Raw genomic sequence first — 25,002 nt, 5'->3', positions numbered from 1 at the left:
AGACGGTCATGGCTGGGCCGATGTTTTCGGGCTCGTGCTGCGCGCTCATCACGCCGTTCCGCGACGGTCAGGTCGATGAGCGCGCCTTCCGCGAGTTCATCGAGTGGCAGATCGCGCAGGGCACGCAGGCGCTGATTCCGTGTGGCACGACGGGCGAGTCCCCGACGCTGAGCCACGAGGAGCACCGCCGCGTCACCGAAATCGCGATCGCCACGACGGGCGGGCGCGTGCCGGTGATCGCCGGGGCGGGCTCCAACAGCACCGAGGAGGCCATCGGGCTGACACAGCACGCCGCCCACGCGGGCGCGGACGCGGCGCTGGTGGTGGTCCCCTACTACAACAAGCCCAGCCAGGAAGGCATCTACCAGCACTTCAAGGCCGTTCACGACGCCGCCGACATCCCCATCATCATCTACAACATCCCCGGGCGCACGGTGGTCGAGATGACCTCCGAAACCCTGGGCCGGCTGGCGAAGCTGCCGCGCATCGTGGGCATGAAGGATTCCACCAAGGATCCCGTGCGCCCCCACGCCACGCGCGAGGTCGCCGGCGACGATTTCGCGCAGCTTTCCGGCGAGGACGGGACGGTGCTGCCCTTCCTGGCGATGGGCGGGCACGGGTGCATCTCGGTCTCCGCCAACGTGGCGCCGGCGCAACTCGCGGAGATGCACGCCGCCTGGCAGCGCGGCGACGTCGCCACCGCGCAGGCGATCAACGCGCGCCTGATGGCGCTGCACGACGCCATGTTCTGCGAGCCCAGCCCGGCGCCGGCGAAGTACGGCGCCAGCCTGCTGGGCCTGTGCTCGGCGGACGTGCGCCTGCCGATCGTGCCGTGCGGCGACGCGGCGAAGGCGCAGATCCGGCAGGCCATGCAGCACGCGGGGTTGATCGCCTGAGCCCGCCTGCGCACGTGGCGTCCCGGAAATGTGAGACGAGCCGCCGCGGAGGGCGATGGGCATGGCGCAGAAGAAAAAGAAGGACACCAAGCCGTTTACGGAGTTCGGCACCGTCGCCGTCAACCGCCGGGCGCGCTACGACTATTCGATCGAGGAGGAGATCGAAGCCGGCCTCGTGCTCCACGGCAGCGAAGTGAAGGCGCTGCGCGAGGGCAAGTGCTCGATCAAGGAGGCCTACGCCGCCGAAAAGCACGGCGAGCTGTGGCTGATGAACGCGCACATCGGCGAGTATTCGCCGGCGATGTTCAACCACAAACCGCGCCGGCAGCGGAAGCTGCTCATTCATCGGCGCGAGCTGAAGAACCTGCTGGGCCAGATCAACCAGAAGGGCTACACGCTCGTGCCAATGCAGGTTTACTTCAACAACCGCGGCTTGGCGAAGATCAAGCTCGGGCTGGCGCGCGGCAAGCGCAAGGTCGACAAGCGCGAGACGGAGAAGGAGCGCGACTGGCAGCGCCGCAAGCGCCAGGTCATCCGCGAGTACAGCTAATGGGCGGCGCGACGCTCACGCGGCATCCAGCAACCCCGAAAGCCGCGTGAGCACGTCCCGCAGCATCGCGGGCGTCATGCGCCCCGTGTTCACGTTGTAGCGCGAGCAGTGGTAGCAGTCCGCCAGGGTCAGCCCGTTCGGGAGGCTGTGCTCGCGTCCGTGGGCGAAGGGGTGGTGCGCCTTCACCAGCCCCTGCGTTCCCAGCACGGCGTCGTGGGCGACCTTGCCCAGCGCCAGGATGGCGCGCAGCCGGGGCAGGGCAGCAATCTCGCCCGCGAGGAAAGCGTTGCTGCACGTGCGGATTTCCGCCGCCGTCGGCTTGTTGTCGGGCGGCACACAGCGCACGGCGTTGGTCACGCGACAGCCATTCAGCCGCAAACCGTCGTCGGCGCGGGCGGCGTAGGTGCCGCGAGCGAAGCCGGTGTCGAGCAGGGCTTGATAGAGCACCTCGCCGGCGTAGTCCCCGGTGAAGGGGCGGCCGGTGCGGTTGGCGCCCTTGAGCCCCGGGGCGAGTCCGACCACGAGCAACCGCGCGTCCGTGCCGCCGAACGCGGGCACGGGGGCGTTCCAGAAGCTCGGATGCGCGGCCCGGTTGGTTTCCCGGAACGCCGCCAGCCGCGAACACTTGGCACAGGCCGCGGCCGGCTCCGGGGGTTCGGTGGCGGCCACGACGCTCAGCGATCGTCCTGCGGGGGCTCGCCCTCATCGGTTCGAGGGCGAGGGCGGCGTCCCTCGGACGCATTGGTGTGCACCCGCTCGATCTCGCCGCGCAGGTTGTCCAGGTCGATGAAGGTGTCGGCGGTGCGGCGCAGCTCGTCGGCGATCATGGGCGGCTGCGTGCGGATCGTGGAAATCACCGTGGTGCGCACGGCCTTTCGCTGCACCGCTTCGATCAGGCGGCGGAAGTCGCCGTCGCCGGAGAAGAGGACGACGTGGTCGAGGTAACTGGATATTTCGAGCATGTCGATCGCAAGCTCGATATCCATGTTGCCCTTGACTTTCTTGCGCCCGGTGTCGGAGTCGTGGAACGACTTCGTGGGCTTGGTGACCATCGTATAGCCGTTGTAGTCGAGCCAGTCGATCAACGGCCGGATGGGCGAGTATTCCTGGTCTTCCAGAAGGGCGGTGTAATAAAAGGCGCGAACCAAACGGGTTTCTTGAACGAACAAATCAAGCAATCGTTTGTAATCAATATCGAACCCGAGGGACCGGGCGGTGGCGTAAAGATTGGCGCCGTCGATGAAAAGCGCGGCCCGTTCTTCACGGTAGAAATGCCAATCCATGTTGAAACCTCTTGCGAAGGGTGCAGCAAACGCGTGATACCGGAGCAGACTGACCGGGGCGTTATCAATCCCGTGTAACGCAAGCGGACGGGTGAAGAAACCGCTTCCCACGAGTGGAGTGCCGAAACGTGGTGGTGATCGGGCTTGGCGCGAACCTGCCGTCGGCGCACGGCGGCCCGCGCGACACCCTGATGGTCGCGCTCGACCGGCTGGCCCGCCGGGGACTTCCCGTGGGGGCGCGCTCGCGCTGGTACCGCAGCGCGCCGGTGCCGCCGTCGGGGCAGCCGTGGTTCGTCAACGGCGTGGCGCAGCTGGACACCGCGTGGCCCGCCGGCGAGGTGCTGCGGGCGCTGCACGCGGTCGAGGCCGAGTTGGGGCGCGTGCGCTCCGACACCGAACGCTGGCCGCCGCGTGCCGTGGACCTCGACCTGCTGGACCACGACGGCGCCGTGACGGCGGAAGACGACTGGCCATGCCTGCCGCACCCGCGCCTGCACGAGCGCGCCTTCGTCCTGGCGCCGCTGGCCGAGCTGGCACCCGAGTGGCGGCACCCGGTGGGCGGGGGGACGGCGGCCGAGCTGTTGGCGTGCCTGCCGGGCGATCAAATCTGCGAGCCCGACGAGGCGGGTGCGCTGGACGCTTGAACAGTGGCCGCCACATCCCTATACAAGCACATCGCGCTGCGGCCCGTCCGCGGCGCGTCGGTCATGCTGTGCAGCCGCGCGCACGCCGATCCGGCGGCCGGCGCCGCTGCCAGCCCGGTTTTTCAGCACGGTCGAGGCATGGACACATGGCGCGCGTCACGGTCGAGGACTGCATTCTTCGTCTGCCCAATCGCTTCGAGCTGGTCATGATCGCCTCGCAGCGGGCGCGGGACCTCGCCAGCGGGGCGCCCCTGACGGTCGACCGCGACAACGACAAGAATCCCGTCGTGGCTCTGCGCGAGGTTGCGGCCAAGACGGTCAGCTTCGAGCAGCTCGAAGAGGAACTGATCCGCACGCAGCAGAAGTACCGCGTGCGCGATGAGGCCGACGAGGACCTGCCGGAGTTCGACGCCCTCGAGGGTGAGCCCGAGAGCGGCGAGAGTCCGGCTGCCCCTGCCGCGGCGGAGGCGGCGCCCGCAGCTGATGAGGCCGCCGCCGGCGACTCCGAGGAGGCGGCGTCGGCGAGCGTCAGCGAAGAGGGCGCCGAGTCCCTGGAGGAGCTGGCCGAGGCCGAAGCCGACGACGACGCCGAGGCCGGGCTCGGCGGCGAAGGGGAGGACTAGGCGTAACGCCTCCCCCGCCTTGGCGCAGCTTCCTGCCGACCGTACATTGTTGGTAGCGATGATTACACGCCATTGAACGGTCGGGTGGCGGCGCGCGCGCCATGATGCGGCAATTCGAACTGGTCGAGCGGGTCAAGGCCTACGACCCCCAGGCGGACGAGGACGCCCTGAACCGGGCCTACGTCTTCGCCATGAAGGCGCACGGCTCGCAGACGCGCGCGTCCGGCGACCCCTACTTTTCGCATCCCCTCGAGGTCGCCGGGATCCTCACGGATCTCAAGCTCGACACCAGTTCCATCATCACAGCGCTGCTCCACGACACCGTCGAGGACACCAACACCTCGATGGAGGACATCCGCAAGTCCTTCGGCGAGGACGTGGCGCGGCTCGTGGACGGCGTCACCAAGCTTTCGCGCCTGGAGCTGCAGTCGGAGCAGACGCGCCACGCCGAGAACTTCCGCAAGCTTCTGCTGGCGATGTCCGAGGACATTCGCGTGCTGCTGGTGAAGCTGGCGGACCGTCTGCACAACATGCACACGATCGGCTATATCGACTCGCTCGACAAACGCCGGCGCATCGCCAGCGAGACGATGGAGATCTACGCGCCGCTGGCCGAGCGCATCGGCATGCAGCGCTTCAAGGACGAGCTGGAGGATCTCGCCTTCCGCCAGCTGCACCCGGACGCACGCGAGTCGATCGTGCGCCGGCTGGAGTTCCTGCGTGAACGCGGCGGCGACATCGAGAACCAGATCGTCGAGGAGTTGCAGGCGGCGCTGCAGGCCGATGGTCTGCACGCCGAAGTCACGGGGCGCATGAAGACGCCCTATTCGATCTGGCGCAAGATGCAGCGCAAGAGCGTCGGGTTCGAGCAACTCTCGGACATCATGGCGTTCCGCGTGGTCGTGGACGACATCCACGATTGCTATCACGCGCTGGGCACGCTGCACGCGCGCTATCCGGTCGTGCCGGGGCGTTTCAAGGACTACATCTCGACGCCCAAGCCCAACGGCTACCGCTCGCTGCACACGGGCCTGATCGGGCCCAAGCGCCAGCGCATCGAGGTGCAGGTGCGCACGCGCGAGATGCACGAGATCGCCGAGTACGGCGTGGCCGCGCACTGGGTCTACAAGCAGGCGGACGAGGCGGTCGACGGGCGCCAGTACCGCTGGCTGCGCGAGCTCCTGGACATCCTCGACCACGCCTCCACGCCGGAGGAGTTCCTGGAACACACCAAGATGGAAATGTTCCAGGACCAGGTGTTCTGCTTCACACCCAAGGGCGATCTGATTTCGCTGCCGCGCGGGGCGACGCCGGTGGACTTCGCCTACGCCGTGCACTCCGAGGTCGGCGACACCTGCGTGGGCGCCAAGGTCAACGGCCGCATGGTTCCGCTGAAGACCTCGCTGGAGAACGGCGCCCAGGTGGAGATCATCACCTCCAAGGCCCAGACGCCCTCGCCGGACTGGGAAAAGTTCGTCGTCACCGGCAAGGCGCGGGCGCGCATCCGCCGCTTCGTGCGCGCCCGCGAACGCGAGCAGTACCAGGAGCTGGGCCGCCAGATCCTGCAGAAGACCTTCCGCCAGGATGGGCGAGAGTTCAGCGAAAAAGCGGTGGAACAGGCGCTCGGCAAGCTGCGGATGGAATCCGTGGCCGACGTCCAGGTTGCCGTCGGACGCGGCGAGCGCACGGCGCGCGAGGTGCTCAACGCTGTCTTCCCGAGCGAGAGCGAGGCCCAGGACGACAACGTCGTCCCCATCAGCCGCGGGCGGAAGAAGAGCGGCGGCGACAGCGCCATCCCCATCCGCGGCCTGATTCCCGGCATGGCGGTCCACTTCGCGCGCTGCTGCCACCCGCTGCCCGGTGAGCGCATCGTCGGCATCGTCACCACCGGCAAGGGCGTGACGGTGCACACGATCGACTGCGAGACGCTGGCCAACTTCCAGGATTCGCCGGAGCGCTGGGTGGATCTGGCCTGGGACGTCGAGGAAACGGGCCAGCCCTACACGGGGCGGCTGCACGTCATCGTCGCCAACGAGCCCGGCAGCCTGGGCTCGCTGTCCACGGTGATCGGCAAGAACAAGGCCAACATCTCCAACCTCAAGATCACCAACCGCTCGGTGGACTTCTTCGAGATGCTGGTCGACCTGGAGGTGACGAACGTGAAGCACCTCACCAACGTCATGGCCGCGCTGCGCGCGACTCCGGTGATCACCTCGGTGGAGCGGGCGCGCGGATGAAGGCCGGGGTGGGTTAGCGCATGCTGTTCAGCCGGCGCCATCGCGTAAGCCCGCTGCGCCGCGCGCGCGAGTTCGTGTGGCCGCGAAGCGGTGTGCGCCGGGCCGGCACCTATCTGGCCCACCGGGTGCGGCGTCTGCCCGGCACGCCCTACAGCATCGCCGCCGGGCTGGCGTGCGGCGCCGCGGTGTCCTTCACCCCCTTCATGGGGCTGCACTTTCTCCTGGGCGCGCTGCTGGCGCTGGCGATGCGCGGCAACATCGTCGCGTCGGCCATCGGCACGGCGACGGGCAACCCCTGGACCTTCCCCCTGATCTGGTCGTGGATCTACACCTTCGGCAACTTCCTGCTCGGCGCCTCGGCCACCCGGCATCTGCCGGCCGAGCTGACGCTGTCCTTCGTCTTCGAGCGGCCGCTGCACGTGCTCTACCCGATGGTGGTGGGCAGCGTGCCGTCCGCCGTCACGGCCTGGATCGTCGTGTTCGCGCCGTGTTACGTGGCGATCGCGCGGTATCGCGCGCATCGCCGCAACCGGCTCCGGAAGCGGGCGCGCCCCGCGGTGGCGCGGCGATTGGACTCTCGAGCGGCTGAAGGAGAGGGCTGATGGCGCGGCCGCTTCGCTTGGGCGTGAACATCGACCACGTGGCCACGCTGCGCAACGCGCGGGGCACGAGCTACCCGGATCCGGTCCGGGCCGCGCGGATCGCGGCGCAGGCGGGTGCGCAGAACATCACCGCCCACCTGCGCGAGGACCGCCGCCACATCGTCGACGACGACATCGCGCGATTGATGGACGAGGTCGAGCTGCCGCTGAACATGGAGATGGCGGCAACCGAGGAGATGCTGGCCATCGCCGCCCGCCACCGGCCCTACGCCGTTTGCCTCGTGCCCGAAAAGCGGGAAGAGCGCACGACCGAGGGTGGCCTGGACGTCGTGGGGCAGGCGAACAGCCTGCGCGAGGCCATCGCTCAGCTCAGCGCGGCGGGCTCGCGCGTGTCCCTCTTCATCGAGCCCGATTCCAAGCAGGTGCGCGAGGCGATGACGCTGGGTGCCTCGGCGGTGGAGCTGCACACCGGCGCCTACTGCGACGCGCGCCTGGCCGAGGGCGACGCGAACCGCGCGGAAGCCGAGTTGGACCGCATTCACGCCGCCGCCGAGGAAGCCGAGGAGCTCGGCGTGGAATGCCACGCCGGCCACGGCTTGACCTACGACACCGTCGGCGCCATCGCGGCCGTGCCCAACATCGTGGAGCTGAACATCGGCCACTTCCTGATCGGGGAGGCGGTGTTCACCGGCCTGGAAACCGCAATCCAGCGCATGCGCGCCGCCATGGACGCCGGCCGCGCCCGGGCGCCGGAGGCGGCGACGTGATTCTCGGCCTCGGCAACGACCTGGTGGACATCCGGCGGATCGAGCGCTCGCTGGAACGCTTCGGGCCGCGCTTCGTCCGGCGCGTCTTCACCGACCACGAGCAGGCACGCGCCGAAGGCCGTGCCAACCGCGCCGCGACCTACGCCAAGCGCTTCGCCGCCAAGGAAGCATGCTCCAAGGCGCTGGGAACGGGCGTGCCGCGTAACGGCGTCCATTGGCGCCACATGGGCGTGGTGAACCGGCCCACCGGCCAGCCCACCATGGACCTCTCGGGCGGCGCCGCCGAGCGCCTCGCGGCGATGACACCGGCCGGCATGACCGCCAGGATCGACGTAACGATCACGGACGAGTATCCGCAGGCGCAGGTGGTCGTGATCATCTCGGCTGTTCCCACCGGCAACGGACCAACGAACACATGAGCGACAAGACCAAGGCCGCTGCCAAGAGCAAGGGCGGTTTCTTCGATACCGTGAAGACCATCCTGATCGCGGTGGCGATCGCCCTGGTGATCCGGACGGTGGCGTACGAGCCCTTCTCCATCCCTTCCGGCTCGATGAAGCCGACGCTGCAGGTGGGCGACTACCTCTTCGTCTCGAAGTTCGCCTACGGCTACAGCCGCTTCTCCATGCCCTTCAGCCCGCCGGTGTTCGACGGCCGCATCCTGGCCGACGCGCCCGAGCGCGGCGACGTTGCGGTGTTCAAGCTGCCCTCGGACAATTCCACCGACTACATCAAGCGTGTCATCGGCCTGCCCGGCGACCGCATCCAAGTGCGCGAGGGCGTGCTGCACATCAATGGCGAAGCGGTGGAGCGCGAAAAGGTGCGCACCGAGGGCGACGGCCCGACCGCGGAGACGATCTACCGCGAGACCCTGCCGAACGGGCACACCCACCTGATCCGCGAGATGAGCGACCAAGCCTATTACGACAACACGCGGGTGTTCGAGGTGCCCGAGGGTCACTATTTCATGATGGGCGACAACCGGGACGCCAGCCAGGACAGCCGCGTGCTGTCCAAGGTCGGCTACGTGCCCTTCGAGAACCTGGTGGGCCGGGCGTCGTTCATCTTCTTCTCCTACGAGGAGAGCGTGGCACTGTGGGAGGTCTGGGCCTGGCCGACGGCGGTTCGCTTCGGACGCATGTTCAATGACATCGTCTGACGCAACGGTTGATCTGAGCGCGCTCGCCGAGCGCCTGGGCCACGCCTTCGCCGAGCCCACGCTGCTGCGCCAAGCGCTGACACACTCCAGCGCCGCCGGCAGCGCGCGCAGCGAAGTGGCGAGCTACGAGCGCCTGGAGTTCCTGGGCGACCGCGTGCTCGGCCTCATCGTGGCGGACATGCTGCTGGACGCCTTCCCGTCGGAGGCCGAGGGCGCGCTGGCCCGCCGCCACGCCTTCCTGGTCAGCCGCGATGCCCTCGCCGAGGTTGGGCGCGAGCTGGACCTGAGCCGTTTTCTGCGCGTCTCCAAGGGCGAGGCGGAGAGCGGCGGCCGCCACAACCCGGCGATGCTGGCGGATGTCTGTGAGGCCATCATCGGGGCCATCTACCGCGACGGCGGCCTGAACGCGGCGCGCGCCTTCGTCCAACGCCACTGGCAGCCGCTGCTGCGTCAGAACCGGCGTCCGCCGCAGGACGCCAAGACGGCGCTGCAGGAATGGGCCCAGGCGCGCGGCCTGCCGTTGCCAAGCTACCGCGAGGTCGGGCGCGAGGGGCCGTCGCACGAGCCGCGCTTCACCGTCGAGGCGGTGGTGCAGAACCACGACCCGGCCCGCGGCTCGGGCCGGTCCAAGCGCGCCGCCGAACACGACGCGGCGCAACGGCTTTTGACGCAGGTGCAGGGAGAGGACGCATGACCACGGGCGAGCCGGTCGCCATCCGGCACGAGCCGCCGCAGGACACTAGCCGCTGCGGCGTGGTGGCGCTGATCGGCGCGCCCAACGCGGGCAAGTCGACGCTGCTCAACGCGCTGGTGGGCGGCAAGGTGTCGATCGTCACGCACAAGGCGCAGACCACACGAACGCGCGTGCGCGGCGTCGCCATCGACGGCACGGCGCAGATCGTCTTCACCGACACGCCGGGGCTGCTGACCAACGCCAAGGGCGGTCTGGAAAAGGCGATGGTGACCGACGCCTGGGCGGTGGCCGAGGACGCCGACGTCATCCTGATGCTGCACGATGCCTCGCGCCGCAGCCTGGATGAGCAAACGCTGGCGACGGTCCGCGAGCTCAAGGCGCTGGGCAAGCCCTGCGTGCTGGCGCTGAACAAGATCGACCGCGTGCGCCGCGACAGCCTGCTGGCCCTCGCGCAGCGCTTCAACGACGAGGGCGTGTTCGAGCGCATCTACATGATATCGGCGGAAACCGGCGACGGCGTGGCCGATGTGCGCAGCGACCTCTCGCACCGCATGCCGGAAGCGCCCTGGCTCTACCCGGAAGACCAGCTTTCCGACCTGCCGATGCGCCTGCTCGCAGCCGAGGTCACGCGCGAAAAGCTCTTCCTGAACGTGCACGAGGAAGTGCCGTATTCCGTCACCGTCGACACCGACGCCTGGACGGCCTTCGACGACGGCAGCGTGCGCATCGACCAGACGATCTACGTTCAGCGCGAACAGCAGAAGCGCATCATCGTCGGGCGCGGCGGCGCGACCATTCGCGCCATCCGCACGGCCGCGCAGCGCGACCTGGAAGCCGAGCTGGAGCAGCGCGTGCACCTCGTTCTCTTCGTGAAAGTGCAGGACTGGCTGCGCAACTGGCAGCGGTTCGTGCGGATGGGCGGCACGGAAACCTGATCGCGACGCGATGACGCCGAGCTGTCCGCTGTGCGGGGGGCGTGATGGGCGCGTCTGGGCCCACGCGATGGGCGCCGCCTACCATCGGTGCGGCAGGTGTGCGCTGACCTTCCTCGACCCCGACCGTTGGCCGTCGCCCCAGGCGGAGCGGGCGCGCTACGAGGAACACGACAACCGCCCGGACGATCCGGGCTACCGCCGCTTTCTCGCCAAGCTGGCCGATCCGCTCGACGCCCGCCTGCCGCGCGGCAGCGAGGGGCTGGACTTTGGCTGCGGGCCGGGGCCCACGCTCTCCGGCATGCTCGAAGCGCGCGGCCACGTCGTGCGGGATTACGATCCCTTTTTCGTTCCCGATGAAGAGGCACTCGCGCGGACCTACGATTTCGTCACCTGCAGCGAGGTGATCGAGCACGTTCACGATCCCTGGTCCGTGTTGAGGCGCCTGCACGGCCTGCTCAGGCCCGGCGGTGTGCTGGGCGTGATGACCGGTATGGTCGACGACCGCGCCGATTTCGCCAACTGGTACTACGTCCGCGACCCCACGCACGTCTGCTTCTACCACCCGGCCACGATGGCCTGGATCGCCGAGCGCTTCGGCTGGGCGATGGAACGCCCGCGCTGGACGGTCACGCTCTTCCGCGTTTGACGGGTTCGAGCCGCCGGCTCCACACCAAATGCGAGAAATTTTTGGGCTTCTTTGTCCGTTGTTTACGCGTCGCGGTTAAACTCAGCGTCGTGAACGTGGCGAATCGAACGACGGGTGGGGACGATGACGGCGACGCAGGACGATCGGGGCATGCTCGCGCGCTTCAGCATCGGCAAGCGCCTGGGGGCGCTCGCGGCCGTGGCCTTGCTGGGCATGGTCGGCGCCATGACGGCCAGCCTGACCGATCTCTACGACAGCATGATGGCCGAGCGACGCGCCAAGGTGCGCCACATAACCCAGACCGCGCACGGCGTGCTGGAGCACTACCACGGGCTTGCGCGGGCCGGTGACATGCCGGTCGATCAGGCGAAGCAGGCCGCCCTCGATGCGCTGGCGGCGATGCGCTACGGCGATTCCGGCTACGTCTTCGTCGGCAACATGCAGGGCCAGATGGTGATGCATCCCATCAAGCCCGGCCTGACCGAGAAGGACGTGATCGACGTCACCGATCCCAACGGCAAACCGCTGTTCAAGGCGCTGCGCCGCAAGGCGCGCGCGGGCCACGGCATGGTCACCTACATGTGGCCGCAGCCGGGCCACGATGCGCCGCAGCCCAAGATAACCTACGTCAAAGGCTTCGAGCCGTGGGGCTGGTACGTGGCACATGGCATGTACGTGAACGATGTCGAGGCCGCCTACTGGAACAGCGCGTGGTGGCTCTTCGCCATCAGCGGGCTCACCGTCGCGGTCTTCGCCGCGATCGCCTGGCGCATTAACCGCAGCATCACTGTGCCCTTCGCCGCCGTCACCGACCGGTTGCGCCGGCTTGCCGACGGGGACACCGAGGTCGAGGTGCCCTACGCCGACGCCCGCGACGAGATCGGCGCGATCGCACAGAGCATGGACGCCTTCCGCCGCGCGGAGGTGGAGCGCAAGCAGGTGATCGCCGAGCAGGAAGCCGAGGCACGGCGCAAGGCCGAACGCTCGCAGGAAATCCTCGAAGCCACCCAAGCGTTCGAGAACAAGATCCACAACAGCCTGCAAACCCTGAAGGAGTCCGCGGACGACCTGACGGCCACGGCGCGCGAGATGGCGTCCACGGCCGGCACCGCCAGCGAGCAGAGCGCCAATGTGGCTTCCTCGGCGGCGCAGGCGGCGTCGAACGTGGAGACCGTGGCCTCGGCGACGGAGGAGCTTTCGTCTTCGGTGCAGGAGGTCAGCAGTCAGGTCGAAAAGACCTCGGGCATGGCGGAACAGGCGGACAGCCAGGCCCGCGACGCCATGCAGCGCGTGGAGGGGCTCCGCGACGGCACCAACCAGATCGGCGAGGTCGTCACGCTGATCCAGGACATCGCGGAGAAGACGAACCTGCTTGCCCTCAACGCCACGATCGAGGCCGCGCGCGCGGGCGAGGCCGGCAAGGGCTTCGCCGTCGTCGCCGACGAGGTCAAGACCCTGGCCAACCAGACCCAGAAGGCCACGGAGGACATTCGCCAAAAGATCGCGGAGATGCACGAGGGCGTCGCCAACACCGTGCCCGCGATGCAGGGCGTTGCCGAGATCATCCAGCAACTCAACGAGATCGCGGGCTCGGTTGCCTCCGCCAGCCAGCAGCAGAACAGCTCGGTGCAGGAGATCGCGCGCAACATTCACGAGGCATCCGACGGCACGCGCCACGTCTCGCAAAACGTCGAGGGGCTGAAAGAAGCGGCGGAGACCACGAGCGCATCGGCCGATCAGGTGAAGGATACGGCCGATCGCCTTGCCGGGCAGCGCGACGAGCTGCGCCGGGAGATCGAAAGCTTTCTCGAAACCGTGAAGGCGAGCTGACGGCCACGGCCACACCGCCGTCACGCGTGTGCAGCGCAATCTAAACGGGCCAAAAACGGCGGAAGAGCCACATTGTTTGGTAGGTGCAGCGCACAATGGAGGTTCGCCGTGGCTGAATCTCAGTTTCCCGACGGCGCGGTGGTCCGCCGGCTTTGGCCGCCCGAGCGCCCGCTGCTTGAGGCGCACCTCCTGCGCCTGGATGCGTGCGACCGCCGCATGCGCTTCTGCGCGCCGACGGGTGACGACGCCATTCGCCGCTATGTTCACGCCATCGATTGGATGAACAGCGACGTCGTCGGCTGCTTCCTCGATGGCGAACTGCGCGGCGCGGCGGAACTGGTCCGCATGCCGGGCGCGGCCGTAACCACGGCGGAGGCGTCAGTGAGCGTGGAGCGCGCGGTGCGCGGGCGCGGTCTGGGCACCGCGCTGGTGGGGCGGCTTCTGCTGATCGCGCGCAACCGCGTGGTGCGCCGGGTGGAAATGCTCTGCCTGGCCGAGAACGCCATGATGCGCCGCATCGCCCGTCGCCACGGCGGCGAGATCACCCACGACAACGGCCAGCTCGCCAGCCGCATCGCAACGCCGTGGCCGAGCCTCAGCTCGCTCCTCGAAGAAGCGACGGCGGAGAGCACGGCGCTGGCCCGCGTCGGCTTCGATCTCACGGCCCCGCGGCCGCAGGCCGACGCGGCGGAGGCCTGACCACACTGCTGGAACTTTCCGCTGCACAGCGCCATCTTGCGGGCATGATCGAGTGGCTCGACGAGGGCATCGTCCTCTCCACCCAGCCGCACGGCGAGGACGCGGCCATCGTCCACCTGCTGACCCGCGAGCACGGTAAGCACGCCGGGCTGGCGCGCGGCGCGCAGGGCAAGCGCAACCGCGCCACCTATCAGCCGGGCACGACGGTGCAGGCGCGCTGGCGCGGCCGGCTGGCCGAGCACCTGGGCGCCTACACCTGCGAGCCGCTGCACAGCCCCTTCGCCAACCTGCTGGAGATGCCGGACCGGCTGACGGCCCTGGCGTCGGCGATGGCGGTGGCCGACCGTGCGCTGCCCGAGCGCGAGGTGCACACGCCCATCTATGACGGCACGCAGGCGCTGATCGAGGCGCTGCACCACGACGCCTGGGCGGAAGCCTACGTGCAGTGGGAGGTGCAGGTGCTGCGCGAACTGGGCTTCGGGCTGGATCTGCGGCGCTGCGCCGGCGGCGGCAGCGGACGGCTTGTCTACGTCAGCCCGCGCTCGGGCCGCGCCGTCTCGGCAGACGCCGGCGAACCCTACAGCGCCAAGCTGCTGCCGCTGCCGGGGTTCCTCGCGGGATACGGCGGCGGCGGGCCGTGGGAGGTCGCGCAGGGCCTGCGGCTGACGGCGTTCTTCCTGGAGCGCCACATCCTCGAGCCCGCGGATCTCACCCTGCCGCCCGCGCGCGAACGGCTCGCGGCCACGATGCGCCGGCTCGCCGACGAGGGGTAAGACGATGGACGCGGCGGTGGCGCCCCGCTAGACCGGAGGCCCGAACAGCACGGAGCCGTTGATGACCGACCTGCTCGGCGAGGAGCCGGGCGGCGAGGTGCGCGACGTACGCCTCGCCGACGCGCTCGCGGACCGGTACCTCAGCTACGCCCTGTCCACGATCGTCTCGCGCTCGCTGCCCGACGTGCGCGACGGCCTGAAGCCGGTGCACCGCCGGCTGCTTTACGCCATGCGCCAGCTGCGCCTGCGCCCGGACCAGGGCTTCAAGAAGGCCGCGCGCGTGGTCGGTGACGTCATCGGTCAGTACCACCCGCACGGCGACCAGGCCGTCTACGACGCGCTCGTGCGCCTGGCGCAGGACTTCGCCCAGCGCTACCCGCTCGTCGAAGGGCAGGGGAACTTCGGCAACATCGACGGCGACAACCCCGCGGCCATGCGCTACACGGAAGCGCGCCTGACCGACGTGGCCATGGCGCTGCTGGAGGGGCTGGACGAGGACGCCGTCGACTTCCGTGCGACCTACGACGGCGAGGGGCAGGAGCCCGTGGTCCTGCCGGGCGGGTTCCCCAACCTGCTCGCCAACGGGGCTCACGGCATCGCCGTCGGCATGGCGACCAACATCCCGCCCCACAACGCGGGCGAGGTGCTGGACGCCGCGCGCCACCTGATCGCCGAGCCCGACGCCGCGATCGCCGATCTGGTCGCGCACATGCCGGGGCCGGACCTGCCCACCGGCGGCGTGCTGGTGGAATCGCGCGACACGCTGGTGGAGGCCTACGCGGCCGGGCGCGGCTCGCTGCGGCTGCGCGCGCGCTGGCACACCGAGACGTTCAAGGGCGGCACCTATCAGGTCGTCGTCACCGAGATGCCGTATCAGGTCGCCAAGGCGCGCGTGGTGGAAAAGATCGCGGACCTGATCGCCAACCGCAAGCTGCCGGCCGTGAACGACATCCGTGACGAGTCGGCGGACACAGTGCGCGTGGTGCTGGAGCCGCGCAGCCGCAACGTGGACGCGCAGGTGCTGATGGAGTCCGTGTTCAAGCAGACCGAGATGGAAACGCGGCTCGGCCTGAACATGAACGTGCTGGACAAGGACACCACGCCGCGCGTCATGGACCTCAAGGAGGTGCTGTCCGCCTTCCTCGACCACCAGCACACCGTGCTCGTGCGGCGCACGCGCCACCGGCTGGCCGAGATCGCGCGTCGGATCGAGGTGCTGGACGGCTATCTGGCCGCCTACCTGAACCTGGACGAGGTCATCCGCATCATCCGGGAGAACGACCAGCCACGTCCGGAGTTGATGCAGCGCTTCGAGCTGACCGAGGTGCAGGCGGACGCCATCCTGAACATGCGCCTGCGTGCCCTGCGCAAGCTGGAAGAGCAGAAGATCCGCGACGAGCGCGCCCAGCTGGAAACCGAGCAGGCCGACCTGCAAACGCTCATGGACAGCAGCGAGGCCCGCTGGACGCGCATCGACGGCAAGCTGGGCGAGATGCGGGCGCGTTTCGGCCCCGACACCGAGCTGGGCCGCCGCCGCAGCGAGGTCGCCGATCCGCCGGAGCCGGTGGAGGTGCCCACCGAGGCCGTGGTGTCGCGCGAGCCCATCACTGTACTCTTGAGCGCCAAGGGCTGGGTGCGCGCGCTCAAGGGGCACAGCGGGGACACCTCGGACGTGAAGGTCAAGGAGGGCGACCGCCACCGTTTCGCCGTGCACGCCCACACCACGGACAAACTGCTGATCCTCACCAACGACGGCCGCGTCTACACCCTGGGCGCCGACCGCCTGCCGGGCGGGCGCGGCTACGGCGAGCCGCTGAACCTCCTGCTCGACCTGCCGGACGCGGCGAACATCGTGACGATGCTGGTGTATCAGGGCGGGCGGAAGCTGCTGCTCGCCTGCGACGACGGGCGTGGCTTCGTGACCGGCGAGGACGGGCTCGTGGCGCAGAAGAAGGGCGGCAAGCAGGTGGTCGACCCGGCCGAGGGTGCGCGCGTGGTGCTGTGCCGCCCGGTGCCGGCGGACGCCGATCACCTGGCGCTGGCGAGCACGCAGCGGAAGCTGCTGGTGTTCCCGCTGTCGGAGGTGCCGGAGCGCAACAAGGGCCGTGGGCCGTTGCTGATGCGGCCGGGCAAGGGCGCGCTGGCCGATGCGTCCGCGTTCAACGCGGCCAACGGGCTGACGTGGACGACGAGCAGCGGCCGCACGCGCACCGTGACCGAGCTGGACGCGTGGCTGGGCCGGCGCGGGCAGACCGGCCGCCAGGTGCCGAGCGGCTTCCCGCGAAGCAACAACTTCGGATGACGGCCGGCGGGGCGATCACGCCCCGCCGTCAGCCGTCCCTATCAACGTTGTGCCAGGGCCGCTCCGGGTTGTTCCGATGCGGTCGCCTGCGTCTCCTGACAGACGTTTCCAGAGATTATCTTTATTCCAAGGATCGCCTTCGGTCGCGAGTGACGCAAACGCGTCGGATGGACGTCAACATCTGCTGACAGATGTTCCCAAAGATCATCTTTGGTTGTGAGTGTCCCGTTCGTCAGCAGCGGGACACCGGTGTCGAGTGACAGACGTTTCCAAAGGTCATCTTTGGTCATGAGTGTCCCATTCGTCAGCAGCGGTACACCGGTGTCGAGTGACAGACGTTTCCAAAGATCATCTTTGGTGGTTAGCTGCTGACGACGAAATCCGCTTCGCCGAACTCACGCTCGTAGTGGCGCTTTTGCAGCTCGGCCGCCTTGGCGACGTTCTGCATGAGCACGGAGACGGTCACCGGGCCGACACCGCCGGGGACGGGTGTGAGCCAGCCGGCGACATCGTAGCAGCTGTCGTGATCGGCGTCGCCGACGACCTTGGTGTTCCCCTGCTCGTCCTCGATCTGGTTGATGCCGATGTCGATCAGCGCCGATCCGGGCTTGATCATGTCGCCGGTAATGAGCTGCGGCTTGCCCACGGCCACGAACACGGCGTCCGCCCGCCGCGAGTGGACGGTGAGGTTGCGCGTCATGTGGTGGCACACCGTGACCGTCGCCCCCTCGGACATGAGCAGGAAAGCGATCGGTTTGCCCACGATGACGGAGTGGCCGACCACGACGACCTCCAGGCCCGGCAGGTTGAGGCCCGTGGACTTGAGCATCTCCACGGCGGCGACGGCGGTGCAGGGGCCGAGCACGAGGTCGTCGTAGACGATGTTGCCGATGGAGGAGGGGTGCATGCCCTCCACGTCCTTGAGCGGGTGGACGGCCGACTGCAGCTCCTTCATGGGCAGGTGGTCGGGGAGGGGCCGCTGCAGGATGATGCCCGTCACGCTCGGATCGGCGTTGAGGGCCTGGATCGTGGCGAGCAGCTCTTCGCGCGTGATGCTCTCGTCGTAGTAGCGGTCGTCGAATTCGATGCCGAGCTTGTCGGCGACCTTGCGCTGGTTGCGGATGTAGAGCTTGGCGGGCTCGGCGGCGCCGACCGCCAGCGAAACCAGGCGGGGCTGCCAGTTGGCCTCGCGCAGGCGTGCAATGCGCTTGGCGACGCCGTCGCGGATGCCCATCGCGACGCCGCGGCCGTCGATCAGTTTGTGGTCGGTCTTCGGATCCTGCTTGTGCGCGGTGGATGTCGACATCAGCGGCCTCCCCCAGGTTCGCGGATTGCGTGTCGTGGCCGGCCATACTCCGGCAGGTGGGCCCCGTTCAAGCGCGCCCACCTGCCGGCGCGTGTTCAGCCGTAGATGACGTTGGGCAGCCAGGTGGCGAGGCCGGGGAATACAGCCAGGAGTCCCAAGCCAATGAGCTGGATGATCACGAACGGCAGGGCACCCAGGTAGATCGACTTCGTGTGCACCTCCTCTGGCGCGACGCCGCGCAGGTAGAAGAGCGCGAATCCGAATGGCGGCGTCAGGAAGGAGGTCTGCAGGTTCACCGCCATCATGATGCCCAGCCACACGGGCGAGATGTCGCTTTGCAGCAGCACCGGCGCGACCATGGGCACCACGACGAAGGTGATCTCGATCCAGTCGAGGAAGAAGCCCAGGAAGAACATCACCACCATGACGATGAAGATGGCCGTGGGCAGGCCGCCCGGCATGTTGCTCAGCACGTGGTGGATCATCTCCTCGCCGCCGAAGCCGCGGAAGACGAGCGAGAACACTGTCGCGCCGATCAGGATCACGAACACCATGGCGCTGACCATCATGGTCGAGCGCATCGAGGAAACGAGCACGCCGCTGCGGTAGACCCGCAGGAGGGAGACGAGCATCCCCCAGGCGAGCACCGCGCACGCGAGCAGGGCGATGCCGATCGCGATCGCGTCGTCGACGGGGATGACGTCGCGTTTCACGCGCAGGTCCATTGTTCCGGACAGCACCAGCATCACGACCAGCGCCAGCGCCGCGTGGATGGGCGGGCGGCGGCCCCCGCGGTCGATGAAGGCCAGCACACGCGTGTGCAGCTTGCGGCCCGCCACGGGAGCGGAAACCTCGCCGAGTTCCACCTGGCGCACGCCCGCGAGCAGCGTCGCGCCGACGGCACCGACCGAGGCCGCTTCGGTCGGCGTGGCGATGCCCATCAGGATCGAGCCCAGCACCGCGACGATCAGCGCGACCGGCGGCACCAGCGCGCGCATGACCTTCCTGAACATGAACCAGCCTTCTTCCCCTTCCTCGCGGGGAACGGTCGGTGCGGCGTCCGGTTTCCAGAAGGCCACGGCGATGATGTAGGCGATGTAGAGGCTGACCAGCAGGAGGCCGGGAATGAGCGCGCCGGCGAAGAGGTCGCCGATCGAAACCGGCTCGGGCGACCAGTTGCCGACCGCGCGCTGGGCGTCGACGTAGGCGTTCGAGATCTGGACGCCCAGAATCACCAACACGATGGATGGCGGAATGATCTGGCCGAGCGTCCCCGAGGCGCTGATGGCGCCGCACGCCAGCTTGGGGTCATAACCGCGCTTGAGCATCGTGGGCAGCGACAGCAGGCCCATCGTGATGACCGTCGCGCCGATGATCCCGGTGGAAGCGGCCATGAGGGCGCCCACGACGGCGACCGAGATGCCGAGGCCACCGCGAAGGTTGCCGAAGAGCTTGCCCATCGTGTCGAGCAACTCCTCGGCTACGCGCGAGCGCTCCAGCATCACGCCCATGAAGATGAACAGTGGCACCGCAATCAGCACCACGCTGGTCATCGCGCCGCCGTAGATGCGCGAGGGCAGCGCGCCGAAGATCGAGGGGTCGAACGCGCCCAGAGCCAGACCGATGCCGGCCCAGACCAGGGCGACGCCCGCCAGCGTGAAGGCCACCGGAAAGCCGGCGATGAGCGTCCCGAAGATGGACAGAATCATCAGGACGTTAAGGGTGTCCCCGAGCGCCATGACCGCCCCTTACGCGTGTTCTGGTGTTGCCTGGCTGGAATCCGCGAGCGGCCGACCGAGCAGCCGCAACAAGGACCGCGCGGCCAGCGAAAGCGCTTGCAGCCCGACCAGGACCGCAAAGGCGAGAATCACGGTTTTGAGCAGGAAAACGGCCTGGATGCCGCTGGTTTCCTCCGAGCCTTCGAAACTGGCCCAGGCGTTCGCCACGTAGGGGTAGCTGTAGAGGAAGATCAGCACACAAACGGGGATCAGCAGAACGATGCTGCCCAGGAGATCCACCCACGCTTTGTGGCGCATCGCGGCCCCGCGATACAGGATGTCGACGCGCACGTGGCCGTCGTGCAGCAGCGTGTAGCCGGACCCGAGCATGAAGTTGAAAGCGTGCAGGTAGACGATCAGCTCCTGCAGCCACAGCGAGCCGACGCCGAAGACATACCGGAGGATGACGACGACGAACTGGACGAGGACCAGCAGGATCGTCAGCCACGCAGCCCCACGGCCCACGCCCTCGTTGAGCCGGTCAATACCCCGTACCAAGCTGGCGAGCGCGTTCACGTCAGCCCCCTCCCCGTCGGGCAGAGCCGGCCGGACCGCGCGGGACGATCCGGCCGGAATGCGTTTTTACGATTTTGTGTAGTCGAAAGGCAGGTCGCGGATGTTCATGTAGCCCTGGTCCGCGCGCTTGGACCATGCGACCGCCTTCTTGCGGAAATCCATGTAGCTCTCGTAGACGCGGCGCGTGATGTCGTCCTCCTTGGCCGTGTCGGCCATGACGTCACCGGCGGCCTCGCCGAGTTGCTTCATGATTTCGTCGGGCATCCTGTGCAGCTGGACGCCGTGCTCGTTGATGAGCGTCTGCAGGGCGTCGTTGTTGCGGGAGTTGAACTCGGCCAAGCTGTTGTTGTTCTCGGCCCCGCAGGCGGCCTCGATGATGGCCTTATCGCTTTCGGAGAAGCTGTCCCACACCTCTTTGTTGATGCCGCAGGACAGCGTCGTGCCGGGCTCGTGCATGCCGGGCCAGTAGTAGTGTTTGGTGATCTTGTAGAAGCCGAAGGCCAGGTCGTTCCAGGGGCCGACCCACTCGGTGGCGTCGATGTTGCCGGACTGCAGGGCCTGGAACAGCTCGCCGCCGGGCAGGTTCACGACCGAGGTGCCGATCTGGCGCAGGACCTCACCGCCGAGGCCGGGCATGCGGAACTTCAGGCCCTTCATGTCCTCAAGCGAGCTGATGGGCTCGCGGAACCAGCCCGCCATCTGAACGCCGGTGTTGGCGGCCATGAAGGGCTTAATGTTGAAGTCCGCGGCCAGCTCGTCCCAAAGCTCCTGACCGCCGCCGTGATGGATCCAGGAGTGCATCTCGGTGGCCGTGAAGCCGTAGGGGACGGCGGCGAAGAACGGGAACGCCTGGGACTTGCCCTGCCAATAGTACTCCGCGCCGTGGTACATCTGCGCCGTGTTGTTGCGCACCGCGTCGAAGGACTCGAACGCCGGCACCAGCTCGCCGGCGGCGAAGAGCTTCACGTTGATGCGGCCCTCGGACATCTTGGAGATGCGGTCGGCCAGCCGCTGCGCCGAGGTTCCCAGGCCCGGGAAGTTCTTGGGCCAGGTGGTAACCATTTTCAGCTCGCGCTTGTTCTGCGCGATCGCAGGCGCCGAGAAGCTGGACGCGGCCGCGGCGGCGCCGGCCACCGTGGCGGCACCGGTCCCCCGAAGAAACTTTCTCCGTTCCATGTCACCCTCCCGTTCGGAGTTGGTTTGCTTGTCATGCATCGAACGCATGGCAGGGTCAAACTTTGGGACAAGGCGCCGCACCGCACAACCCGTTGGGCGTGCGGAGCCGCATCGGGTCGCTTACAGCGCCGATCATAGCCTTGTGAGGCGTTCCGTATCGTCGCCGGAATGTGCACCACCGGGCGCCGGCGTGGTCAGCGGCTCCCAAGTCCCGTCGCGCAACAGCTCGATAGGCCGGAATCGGATCTTGTAAGCCATCTTGGGGGCCTGGGGCACCCAATAACCCAGGTACACGTTGCGCCCGTAGCCGTCCGCCGTGGCTCGGATCAGCCAGTCGATGACCGCGGTGCCCAGGCTGCGCCCCGGCTCCGAGGTGTCGTAGAAGCTGTAGACCGCCGAGGTGCCGTCATCCAGAAGGTCCACCACGCAGCCGGCCGCCAGGGTGCCGTCCGGCCGCCGGAACTCGGCCACGCGAGTCGTCACGGCGGAATCCTCCACCAGCGGCTCGTAGTCGGCGAAGGTCATGCGCGCCATGTCGCCGCCCGCGTGCCGGGCCTGAACGTAGCGGGTGAACAGCCGGTACTGCTCTTCCGTGGCCACGGGCGGCCGCAGACTCACGGCGAGGTCGGCATTCTTGCGCGCGATCCGGCGCAGCGACTTCGAGGGGGCGTAGGCGGGCGCGACCACCCGCACCGGGATGCACGCGCTGCACCCCCGGCAGGCGGGTCGGTAGGCGAAGAGGTGGCTGCGCCGGAATCCCGCCCGCGACAGCTCGCCGTACGCGGTGTTGGCGTCCGGCCCGTTCAGGTCGGTGATGACCTTGCGCTCGTTGCGATCCGGCAGGTACGGGCAGGGCGTTTCACGCAAGACCACAAACCGGCGCAGCACCGGCCGCTGGCCGGCCAACGGCAGCACGTGTCCAGGGATTGTGCGGCGCTCGGTCATCGTTCCCGTAGGGTGGCGCCGGCCCGGGGCCGGCGTCCAGAAGGTGTTTCGGCAGCCGGCAAGCGAGCCGCGGCCCCGCTTCCACCGGCGCGGTCGGCCAGCGTCAGGCCGCCGGATGACGCGGCGCGTGGCCGAAGAAGGCCTCGCCCAGTTCGCGCGAAACCGCGTTCAACTCCTGCTGGAGCCCGTCGAGGTATTCGTGCAGCCCGCGCCGGATGATGTCGGAAATCGTTTCGTTGTCCAGGCTCCGGCGCACGGCCTGAATGCGCTCGAGGGCCGCGGCCCCGTTTTCCAACTCGTAGCGCCGGCGCAGGTCGGCGATGTTGGCCTCGATGGCATCGACGTTGGCGGCGATGGAGCGTGGGAAGGTGCGGTGGAAGATCAGGAAGCCGGCCACGTCCGCCGCTGTCATGCCGCTGGGGTGCATGCGCCGGAAGGCGTGGTAGGCCGCCGCCGAGCGCAGCAGCGCGTTCCACTGGCTGACGTCCAGGGGCGAGCCCACGTGCTCCACGGACGGCAGCAGCAGGTGGTATTTGACGTCCAGCAGACGCGTGGTCTGGTCGGCACGCTCCACGGCGCGGCCCAGGCGGTAGAAGTGCCAGCCCTCGTCGCGGTAGAAGGTGCCTTCCGTGATGCCGGTGTGAGCCTGGCAGTTTTCCTTCACGAAGCCGCAGAACCGCGACAAGCGCGGCTCCGCGACCTCGCGCGAGGACATCTGGCGCAGGCGGTTGTAGAAGATGTTGAGCTGCGTCCACATCTCCGTGGAAATCAGCGGCCGCAGCATGCGGGCGTTGGAGCGCGCCTGGCCGATGTCGTTGAGGATCGAGGCCGGATTGCTGGCGTCCAGGGTGTAGAAGTGGATCACGGCCTCCGCCGTGGCCTCCTCGTGCGCGGCGAAGAAGCGCGGCTGGTCCGCGTAGATCTGCAGCACCGAGCGCCAGTTCTGATCGCCGCGGCTGTCGCGGGAGAAGGTTTCGTTGACGTCGAGGATGCGCGCAACGTCTTCCGCGCGCTCCACGTAGCGCGCCAGCCAGAAGATCGCGTCGGCGTAGCGGGCAAGCAGGTTACTCAAGAATCCAGGTGTCCTTCGATCCGCCGCCCTGGGAGGAATTGACGATCATCGAGCCGCGGCGCAGCGCCACGCGCGACAGCCCGCCCGGCAGCACCCAGGTGGCGCGGCCCGTCACCGCGAAGGGCCGCAGGTCCACGCGGCGCGGCTGAATGCCCTCCTCGGTCAGCGTCGGGCACACCGAGATGTTGACCATGGGCTGGCTGATGTAGGCGTGCGGCGTGTCCAAAAGGCGCTGGCGGCAGGCTTCCAGCTCCGCCGCCGAGGCGTGGGGGCCCATCGTGATGCCCTTGCCGCCGGCCTCGTTGACCGGCTTCACCACCAGTTTGTCCAGGTTGTCCAGGGTGTACTGCAGGCCTTCCCGCTCGCGGCAGATGTGGGTTTCCACATTCGGCAGAATGGGCTCTTCCCCGGTGTAGTAGCGGATGATTCGCGGCATGTAGGCGTAGACGGCCTTGTCGTCCGCCACGCCGGTGCCGACGGCGTTTGCCAGCGCCACGGTGCCCTTGGCGTAGCAGCGCATCAGCCCGCGCACACCCAGCAGGCTGTGCGGGTTGAAGGCGTCGGGGTCGAGGAAGTCGTCGTTGATGCGGCGGTAGATCACGTCCACGCGCTGCAGGCCGCGGATCGTCTTCATGTAGACGTGGTCGTCCTCGACCACGAGGTCGCGGCCTTCCACCAGCGGCACGCCCATCTCGCGCGCCAGGAAGATGTGCTCGAAGTAGGCGGAGTTGTACGTGCCCGGCGACAGCACCACCACGACCGGCTCTTCGATCCCGGCGGGCGCGATCTCGCCGAGCGCTTCGCGCAGGCGCTGGCCGTAGTTCGACACGGGCCGCACGGGCAGGGCGTTGATCAGGTCGGGGAAGCCCCGGAGCATCAGGTGGCGGTTCTCCACCACGTAGGAGACGCCCGACGGGTTGCGGCAGTTGTCCTCCAGCACGCGGAATTCGCCATCGTGCCCGCGCACGAGGTCGGTACCGTTGATGTGGACGTAGGTGCCGTGCGCGACGTCCAGCCCTTCCATTTCCGGGCGGTAGTTCTCGTTCCCCAGCACGAGGTCGCGCGGCAGCGTGCCGTCGTTGAGGATGTGCCGGTCGTGGTAGATGTCCCAGAGGAATGCGTTGATCGCGGTTTCGCGCTGGCGCACGCCGCGTTCGATCCGGTCCCAGTCGCCGGCCGTGATGATGCGGGGGATCACGTCGAACGGCAGGATGCGGTCGATGTGATCCTTTTCCGTCTGCACCGTGAAGGTGATGCCGAAGTTGTAGAGGTCCAGCTCGGCATCGCGCGCGCGTTCGCGCAGCGTTTCCAGGTCCATCCGGTTGATGCGGTCCAGGATGGCCGCCGTGTTGGCGCTCACGCTGGACTTGAGGCCCAGGAACTCGTCGTAGGCATCCCCCGGCTCGTAGTCGGCCAGGAGGCCATCCTCGAGAAGGGGATCGTGTCCGGATTCAGCCGTCTCGTTCGCCATGCCCCCGCCCGGTCTTGAAGGCGATTCCGTCGTATCGCCGGATCGTGCCGAGGCCCTCAACGACGTGCAAGCGAACATCGCCGCTCGGCGGGCTCCAG

Annotated in this window: 25 protein-coding genes; 16 read left to right on the top strand and 9 right to left on the bottom strand. The window is 68.2% G+C overall.

All coding sequences use genetic code 11. From position 1 onward, the window contains the following. Nucleotides 1-20: 20 nt before the first annotated feature. Both dapA and smpB read left to right on the top strand, forming a co-directional pair. Nucleotides 21-896 (top strand): 4-hydroxy-tetrahydrodipicolinate synthase, encoded by an 876-nt coding sequence (gene dapA / locus BLQ43_RS05015; protein WP_090019140.1) that lies wholly within the window; start codon nt 21-23, stop codon nt 894-896. Nucleotides 897-957: 61 nt separating this feature from the next. Further along, nucleotides 958-1,446, top strand: a complete 489-nt coding sequence (gene smpB, locus BLQ43_RS05010) for an SsrA-binding protein SmpB (RefSeq protein WP_218119123.1) — start codon at nt 958-960, stop codon at nt 1,444-1,446. A 15-nt stretch (nt 1,447-1,461) separates the two neighbouring features. Here the strand turns inward: smpB and BLQ43_RS05005 are convergent, their stop codons facing one another. Then, the gene (locus BLQ43_RS05005) at nt 1,462-2,115 is read right to left on the bottom strand and encodes a uracil-DNA glycosylase (protein WP_090019016.1); all 654 of its coding nucleotides are present in this window, start codon (nt 2,113-2,115) and stop codon (nt 1,462-1,464) included. 5 nt (nt 2,116-2,120) lie between these two features. Beyond that, entirely contained in the window at nt 2,121-2,729 is a 609-nt protein-coding gene (locus tag BLQ43_RS05000) for a LabA-like NYN domain-containing protein (RefSeq protein ID WP_090019015.1), read from the bottom strand. Nucleotides 2,730-2,857: 128 nt separating this feature from the next. Here BLQ43_RS05000 and folK point away from each other — a divergent pair, with 128 nt between their 5' ends. From folK to parC, 14 genes are all read left to right on the top strand, one after another. Beyond that, entirely contained in the window at nt 2,858-3,373 is a 516-nt protein-coding gene (gene folK / locus BLQ43_RS04995) for a 2-amino-4-hydroxy-6-hydroxymethyldihydropteridine diphosphokinase (protein WP_090019014.1), read from the top strand. 146 nt (nt 3,374-3,519) lie between these two features. Continuing rightward, entirely contained in the window at nt 3,520-3,996 is a 477-nt protein-coding gene (gene rpoZ, locus BLQ43_RS04990) for a DNA-directed RNA polymerase subunit omega (protein ID WP_090019013.1), read from the top strand. 101 nt (nt 3,997-4,097) lie between these two features. Beyond that, entirely contained in the window at nt 4,098-6,233 is a 2,136-nt protein-coding gene (locus BLQ43_RS04985) for a RelA/SpoT family protein (protein ID WP_090019012.1), read from the top strand. 20 nt (nt 6,234-6,253) lie between these two features. Further along, complete coding sequence (locus BLQ43_RS04980; RefSeq protein ID WP_218119122.1) at nt 6,254-6,835, top strand: DUF2062 domain-containing protein; 582 nt, start codon at nt 6,254-6,256, stop codon at nt 6,833-6,835. Beyond that, nucleotides 6,835-7,602 carry a pyridoxine 5'-phosphate synthase gene (locus BLQ43_RS04975; RefSeq protein WP_090019011.1) on the top strand — a complete coding sequence of 256 codons (768 nt, stop codon included), beginning with the start codon at nt 6,835-6,837 and terminating at the stop codon, nt 7,600-7,602. The genes BLQ43_RS04980 and BLQ43_RS04975 overlap by 1 nt, the downstream gene beginning before the upstream one ends. Next, complete coding sequence (gene acpS / locus BLQ43_RS04970; protein ID WP_090019010.1) at nt 7,599-8,021, top strand: holo-ACP synthase; 423 nt, start codon at nt 7,599-7,601, stop codon at nt 8,019-8,021. The genes BLQ43_RS04975 and acpS overlap by 4 nt, the downstream gene beginning before the upstream one ends. After that, on the top strand, nt 8,018-8,761 hold the full coding sequence (gene lepB, locus BLQ43_RS04965; protein ID WP_090019009.1) for a signal peptidase I: 744 nt from the start codon (nt 8,018-8,020) through the stop codon (nt 8,759-8,761). Before acpS ends, lepB begins: the two co-directional genes overlap by 4 nt. Next, nucleotides 8,748-9,455, top strand: coding sequence for a ribonuclease III (gene rnc / locus BLQ43_RS04960; RefSeq protein ID WP_090019008.1), 708 nt, complete (start codon nt 8,748-8,750; stop codon nt 9,453-9,455). The genes lepB and rnc overlap by 14 nt, the downstream gene beginning before the upstream one ends. Further along, on the top strand, nt 9,452-10,390 hold the full coding sequence (era, locus tag BLQ43_RS04955) for a GTPase Era (RefSeq protein ID WP_090019007.1): 939 nt from the start codon (nt 9,452-9,454) through the stop codon (nt 10,388-10,390). The genes rnc and era overlap by 4 nt, the downstream gene beginning before the upstream one ends. Before the next feature lie 10 nt (nt 10,391-10,400). Then, nucleotides 10,401-11,036 carry a class I SAM-dependent methyltransferase gene (locus BLQ43_RS04950; protein ID WP_090019006.1) on the top strand — a complete coding sequence of 212 codons (636 nt, stop codon included), beginning with the start codon at nt 10,401-10,403 and terminating at the stop codon, nt 11,034-11,036. A 123-nt stretch (nt 11,037-11,159) separates the two neighbouring features. Beyond that, on the top strand, nt 11,160-12,866 hold the full coding sequence (locus BLQ43_RS04945) for a methyl-accepting chemotaxis protein (protein WP_090019005.1): 1,707 nt from the start codon (nt 11,160-11,162) through the stop codon (nt 12,864-12,866). 108 nt (nt 12,867-12,974) lie between these two features. Continuing rightward, complete coding sequence (locus tag BLQ43_RS04940; protein ID WP_143006161.1) at nt 12,975-13,565, top strand: GNAT family N-acetyltransferase; 591 nt, start codon at nt 12,975-12,977, stop codon at nt 13,563-13,565. 44 nt (nt 13,566-13,609) lie between these two features. Further along, nucleotides 13,610-14,338: a DNA repair protein RecO gene (recO, locus tag BLQ43_RS04935; RefSeq protein WP_176758524.1), complete on the top strand. Its 729-nt coding sequence runs from the start codon at nt 13,610-13,612 to the stop codon at nt 14,336-14,338. Nucleotides 14,339-14,399: 61 nt separating this feature from the next. Further along, nucleotides 14,400-16,640: a DNA topoisomerase IV subunit A gene (parC, locus tag BLQ43_RS04930; protein WP_090019003.1), complete on the top strand. Its 2,241-nt coding sequence runs from the start codon at nt 14,400-14,402 to the stop codon at nt 16,638-16,640. Between the two features lie 361 nt (nt 16,641-17,001). Here parC and BLQ43_RS04925 read toward each other — a convergent pair whose 3' ends face one another. The 7 genes from BLQ43_RS04925 to BLQ43_RS04895 form a co-directional block, all read right to left on the bottom strand. Continuing rightward, on the bottom strand, nt 17,002-17,946 hold the full coding sequence (locus tag BLQ43_RS04925) for a bifunctional 5,10-methylenetetrahydrofolate dehydrogenase/5,10-methenyltetrahydrofolate cyclohydrolase (RefSeq protein ID WP_090019002.1): 945 nt from the start codon (nt 17,944-17,946) through the stop codon (nt 17,002-17,004). Nucleotides 17,947-18,041: 95 nt separating this feature from the next. Beyond that, nucleotides 18,042-19,685 carry a TRAP transporter large permease gene (locus BLQ43_RS04920; protein WP_090019001.1) on the bottom strand — a complete coding sequence of 548 codons (1,644 nt, stop codon included), beginning with the start codon at nt 19,683-19,685 and terminating at the stop codon, nt 18,042-18,044. Between the two features lie 9 nt (nt 19,686-19,694). Next, nucleotides 19,695-20,240, bottom strand: coding sequence for a TRAP transporter small permease subunit (locus tag BLQ43_RS04915; protein ID WP_090019000.1), 546 nt, complete (start codon nt 20,238-20,240; stop codon nt 19,695-19,697). A 66-nt stretch (nt 20,241-20,306) separates the two neighbouring features. Further along, nucleotides 20,307-21,416: a TRAP transporter substrate-binding protein gene (locus BLQ43_RS04910; RefSeq protein WP_090019137.1), complete on the bottom strand. Its 1,110-nt coding sequence runs from the start codon at nt 21,414-21,416 to the stop codon at nt 20,307-20,309. 132 nt (nt 21,417-21,548) lie between these two features. Then, on the bottom strand, nt 21,549-22,361 hold the full coding sequence (locus BLQ43_RS04905) for an arginyltransferase (protein WP_090018999.1): 813 nt from the start codon (nt 22,359-22,361) through the stop codon (nt 21,549-21,551). Between the two features lie 103 nt (nt 22,362-22,464). After that, the gene (locus BLQ43_RS04900) at nt 22,465-23,433 is read right to left on the bottom strand and encodes an alpha-E domain-containing protein (protein WP_090018998.1); all 969 of its coding nucleotides are present in this window, start codon (nt 23,431-23,433) and stop codon (nt 22,465-22,467) included. After that, a complete protein-coding gene (locus tag BLQ43_RS04895) occupies nt 23,426-24,904 on the bottom strand; it encodes a circularly permuted type 2 ATP-grasp protein (protein WP_090018997.1) in 1,479 nt (492 codons plus the stop codon). The genes BLQ43_RS04900 and BLQ43_RS04895 overlap by 8 nt, the downstream gene beginning before the upstream one ends. Between the last annotated feature and the right edge of the window lie 98 nt (nt 24,905-25,002).

It is taken from the genome of Limimonas halophila (assembly GCF_900100655.1).
GTDB classification, from domain to species: Bacteria; Pseudomonadota; Alphaproteobacteria; order Kiloniellales; family Rhodovibrionaceae; genus Limimonas; species Limimonas halophila.
Note: the sequence above shows the minus strand (reverse complement) of the source record. Positions and strands in the feature narration are given on the sequence as shown.

What these genes read in the sequence shown, in the direction of transcription:
- dapA (WP_090019140.1), top strand. Translation starts at nt 21, where the DNA reads ATGTTTTCGGGCTCGTGCTGCGCGCTCATCACGCCGTTCCGCGACGGT.
- smpB (WP_218119123.1), top strand. Translation starts at nt 958, where the DNA reads ATGGCGCAGAAGAAAAAGAAGGACACCAAGCCGTTTACGGAGTTCGGC.
- BLQ43_RS05000 (WP_090019015.1), bottom strand. Translation starts at nt 2,729, where the DNA reads ATGGATTGGCATTTCTACCGTGAAGAACGGGCCGCGCTTTTCATCGAC.
- rpoZ (WP_090019013.1), top strand. Translation starts at nt 3,520, where the DNA reads ATGGCGCGCGTCACGGTCGAGGACTGCATTCTTCGTCTGCCCAATCGC.
- BLQ43_RS04985 (WP_090019012.1), top strand. Translation starts at nt 4,098, where the DNA reads ATGATGCGGCAATTCGAACTGGTCGAGCGGGTCAAGGCCTACGACCCC.
- BLQ43_RS04980 (WP_218119122.1), top strand. Translation starts at nt 6,254, where the DNA reads ATGCTGTTCAGCCGGCGCCATCGCGTAAGCCCGCTGCGCCGCGCGCGC.
- BLQ43_RS04975 (WP_090019011.1), top strand. Translation starts at nt 6,835, where the DNA reads ATGGCGCGGCCGCTTCGCTTGGGCGTGAACATCGACCACGTGGCCACG.
- lepB (WP_090019009.1), top strand. Translation starts at nt 8,018, where the DNA reads ATGAGCGACAAGACCAAGGCCGCTGCCAAGAGCAAGGGCGGTTTCTTC.
- rnc (WP_090019008.1), top strand. Translation starts at nt 8,748, where the DNA reads ATGACATCGTCTGACGCAACGGTTGATCTGAGCGCGCTCGCCGAGCGC.
- era (WP_090019007.1), top strand. Translation starts at nt 9,452, where the DNA reads ATGACCACGGGCGAGCCGGTCGCCATCCGGCACGAGCCGCCGCAGGAC.
- BLQ43_RS04950 (WP_090019006.1), top strand. Translation starts at nt 10,401, where the DNA reads ATGACGCCGAGCTGTCCGCTGTGCGGGGGGCGTGATGGGCGCGTCTGG.
- BLQ43_RS04945 (WP_090019005.1), top strand. Translation starts at nt 11,160, where the DNA reads ATGACGGCGACGCAGGACGATCGGGGCATGCTCGCGCGCTTCAGCATC.
- recO (WP_176758524.1), top strand. Translation starts at nt 13,610, where the DNA reads ATGATCGAGTGGCTCGACGAGGGCATCGTCCTCTCCACCCAGCCGCAC.
- parC (WP_090019003.1), top strand. Translation starts at nt 14,400, where the DNA reads ATGACCGACCTGCTCGGCGAGGAGCCGGGCGGCGAGGTGCGCGACGTA.
- BLQ43_RS04925 (WP_090019002.1), bottom strand. Translation starts at nt 17,946, where the DNA reads ATGTCGACATCCACCGCGCACAAGCAGGATCCGAAGACCGACCACAAA.
- BLQ43_RS04920 (WP_090019001.1), bottom strand. Translation starts at nt 19,685, where the DNA reads ATGGCGCTCGGGGACACCCTTAACGTCCTGATGATTCTGTCCATCTTC.
- BLQ43_RS04910 (WP_090019137.1), bottom strand. Translation starts at nt 21,416, where the DNA reads ATGGAACGGAGAAAGTTTCTTCGGGGGACCGGTGCCGCCACGGTGGCC.
- BLQ43_RS04905 (WP_090018999.1), bottom strand. Translation starts at nt 22,361, where the DNA reads ATGACCGAGCGCCGCACAATCCCTGGACACGTGCTGCCGTTGGCCGGC.
- BLQ43_RS04895 (WP_090018997.1), bottom strand. Translation starts at nt 24,904, where the DNA reads ATGGCGAACGAGACGGCTGAATCCGGACACGATCCCCTTCTCGAGGAT.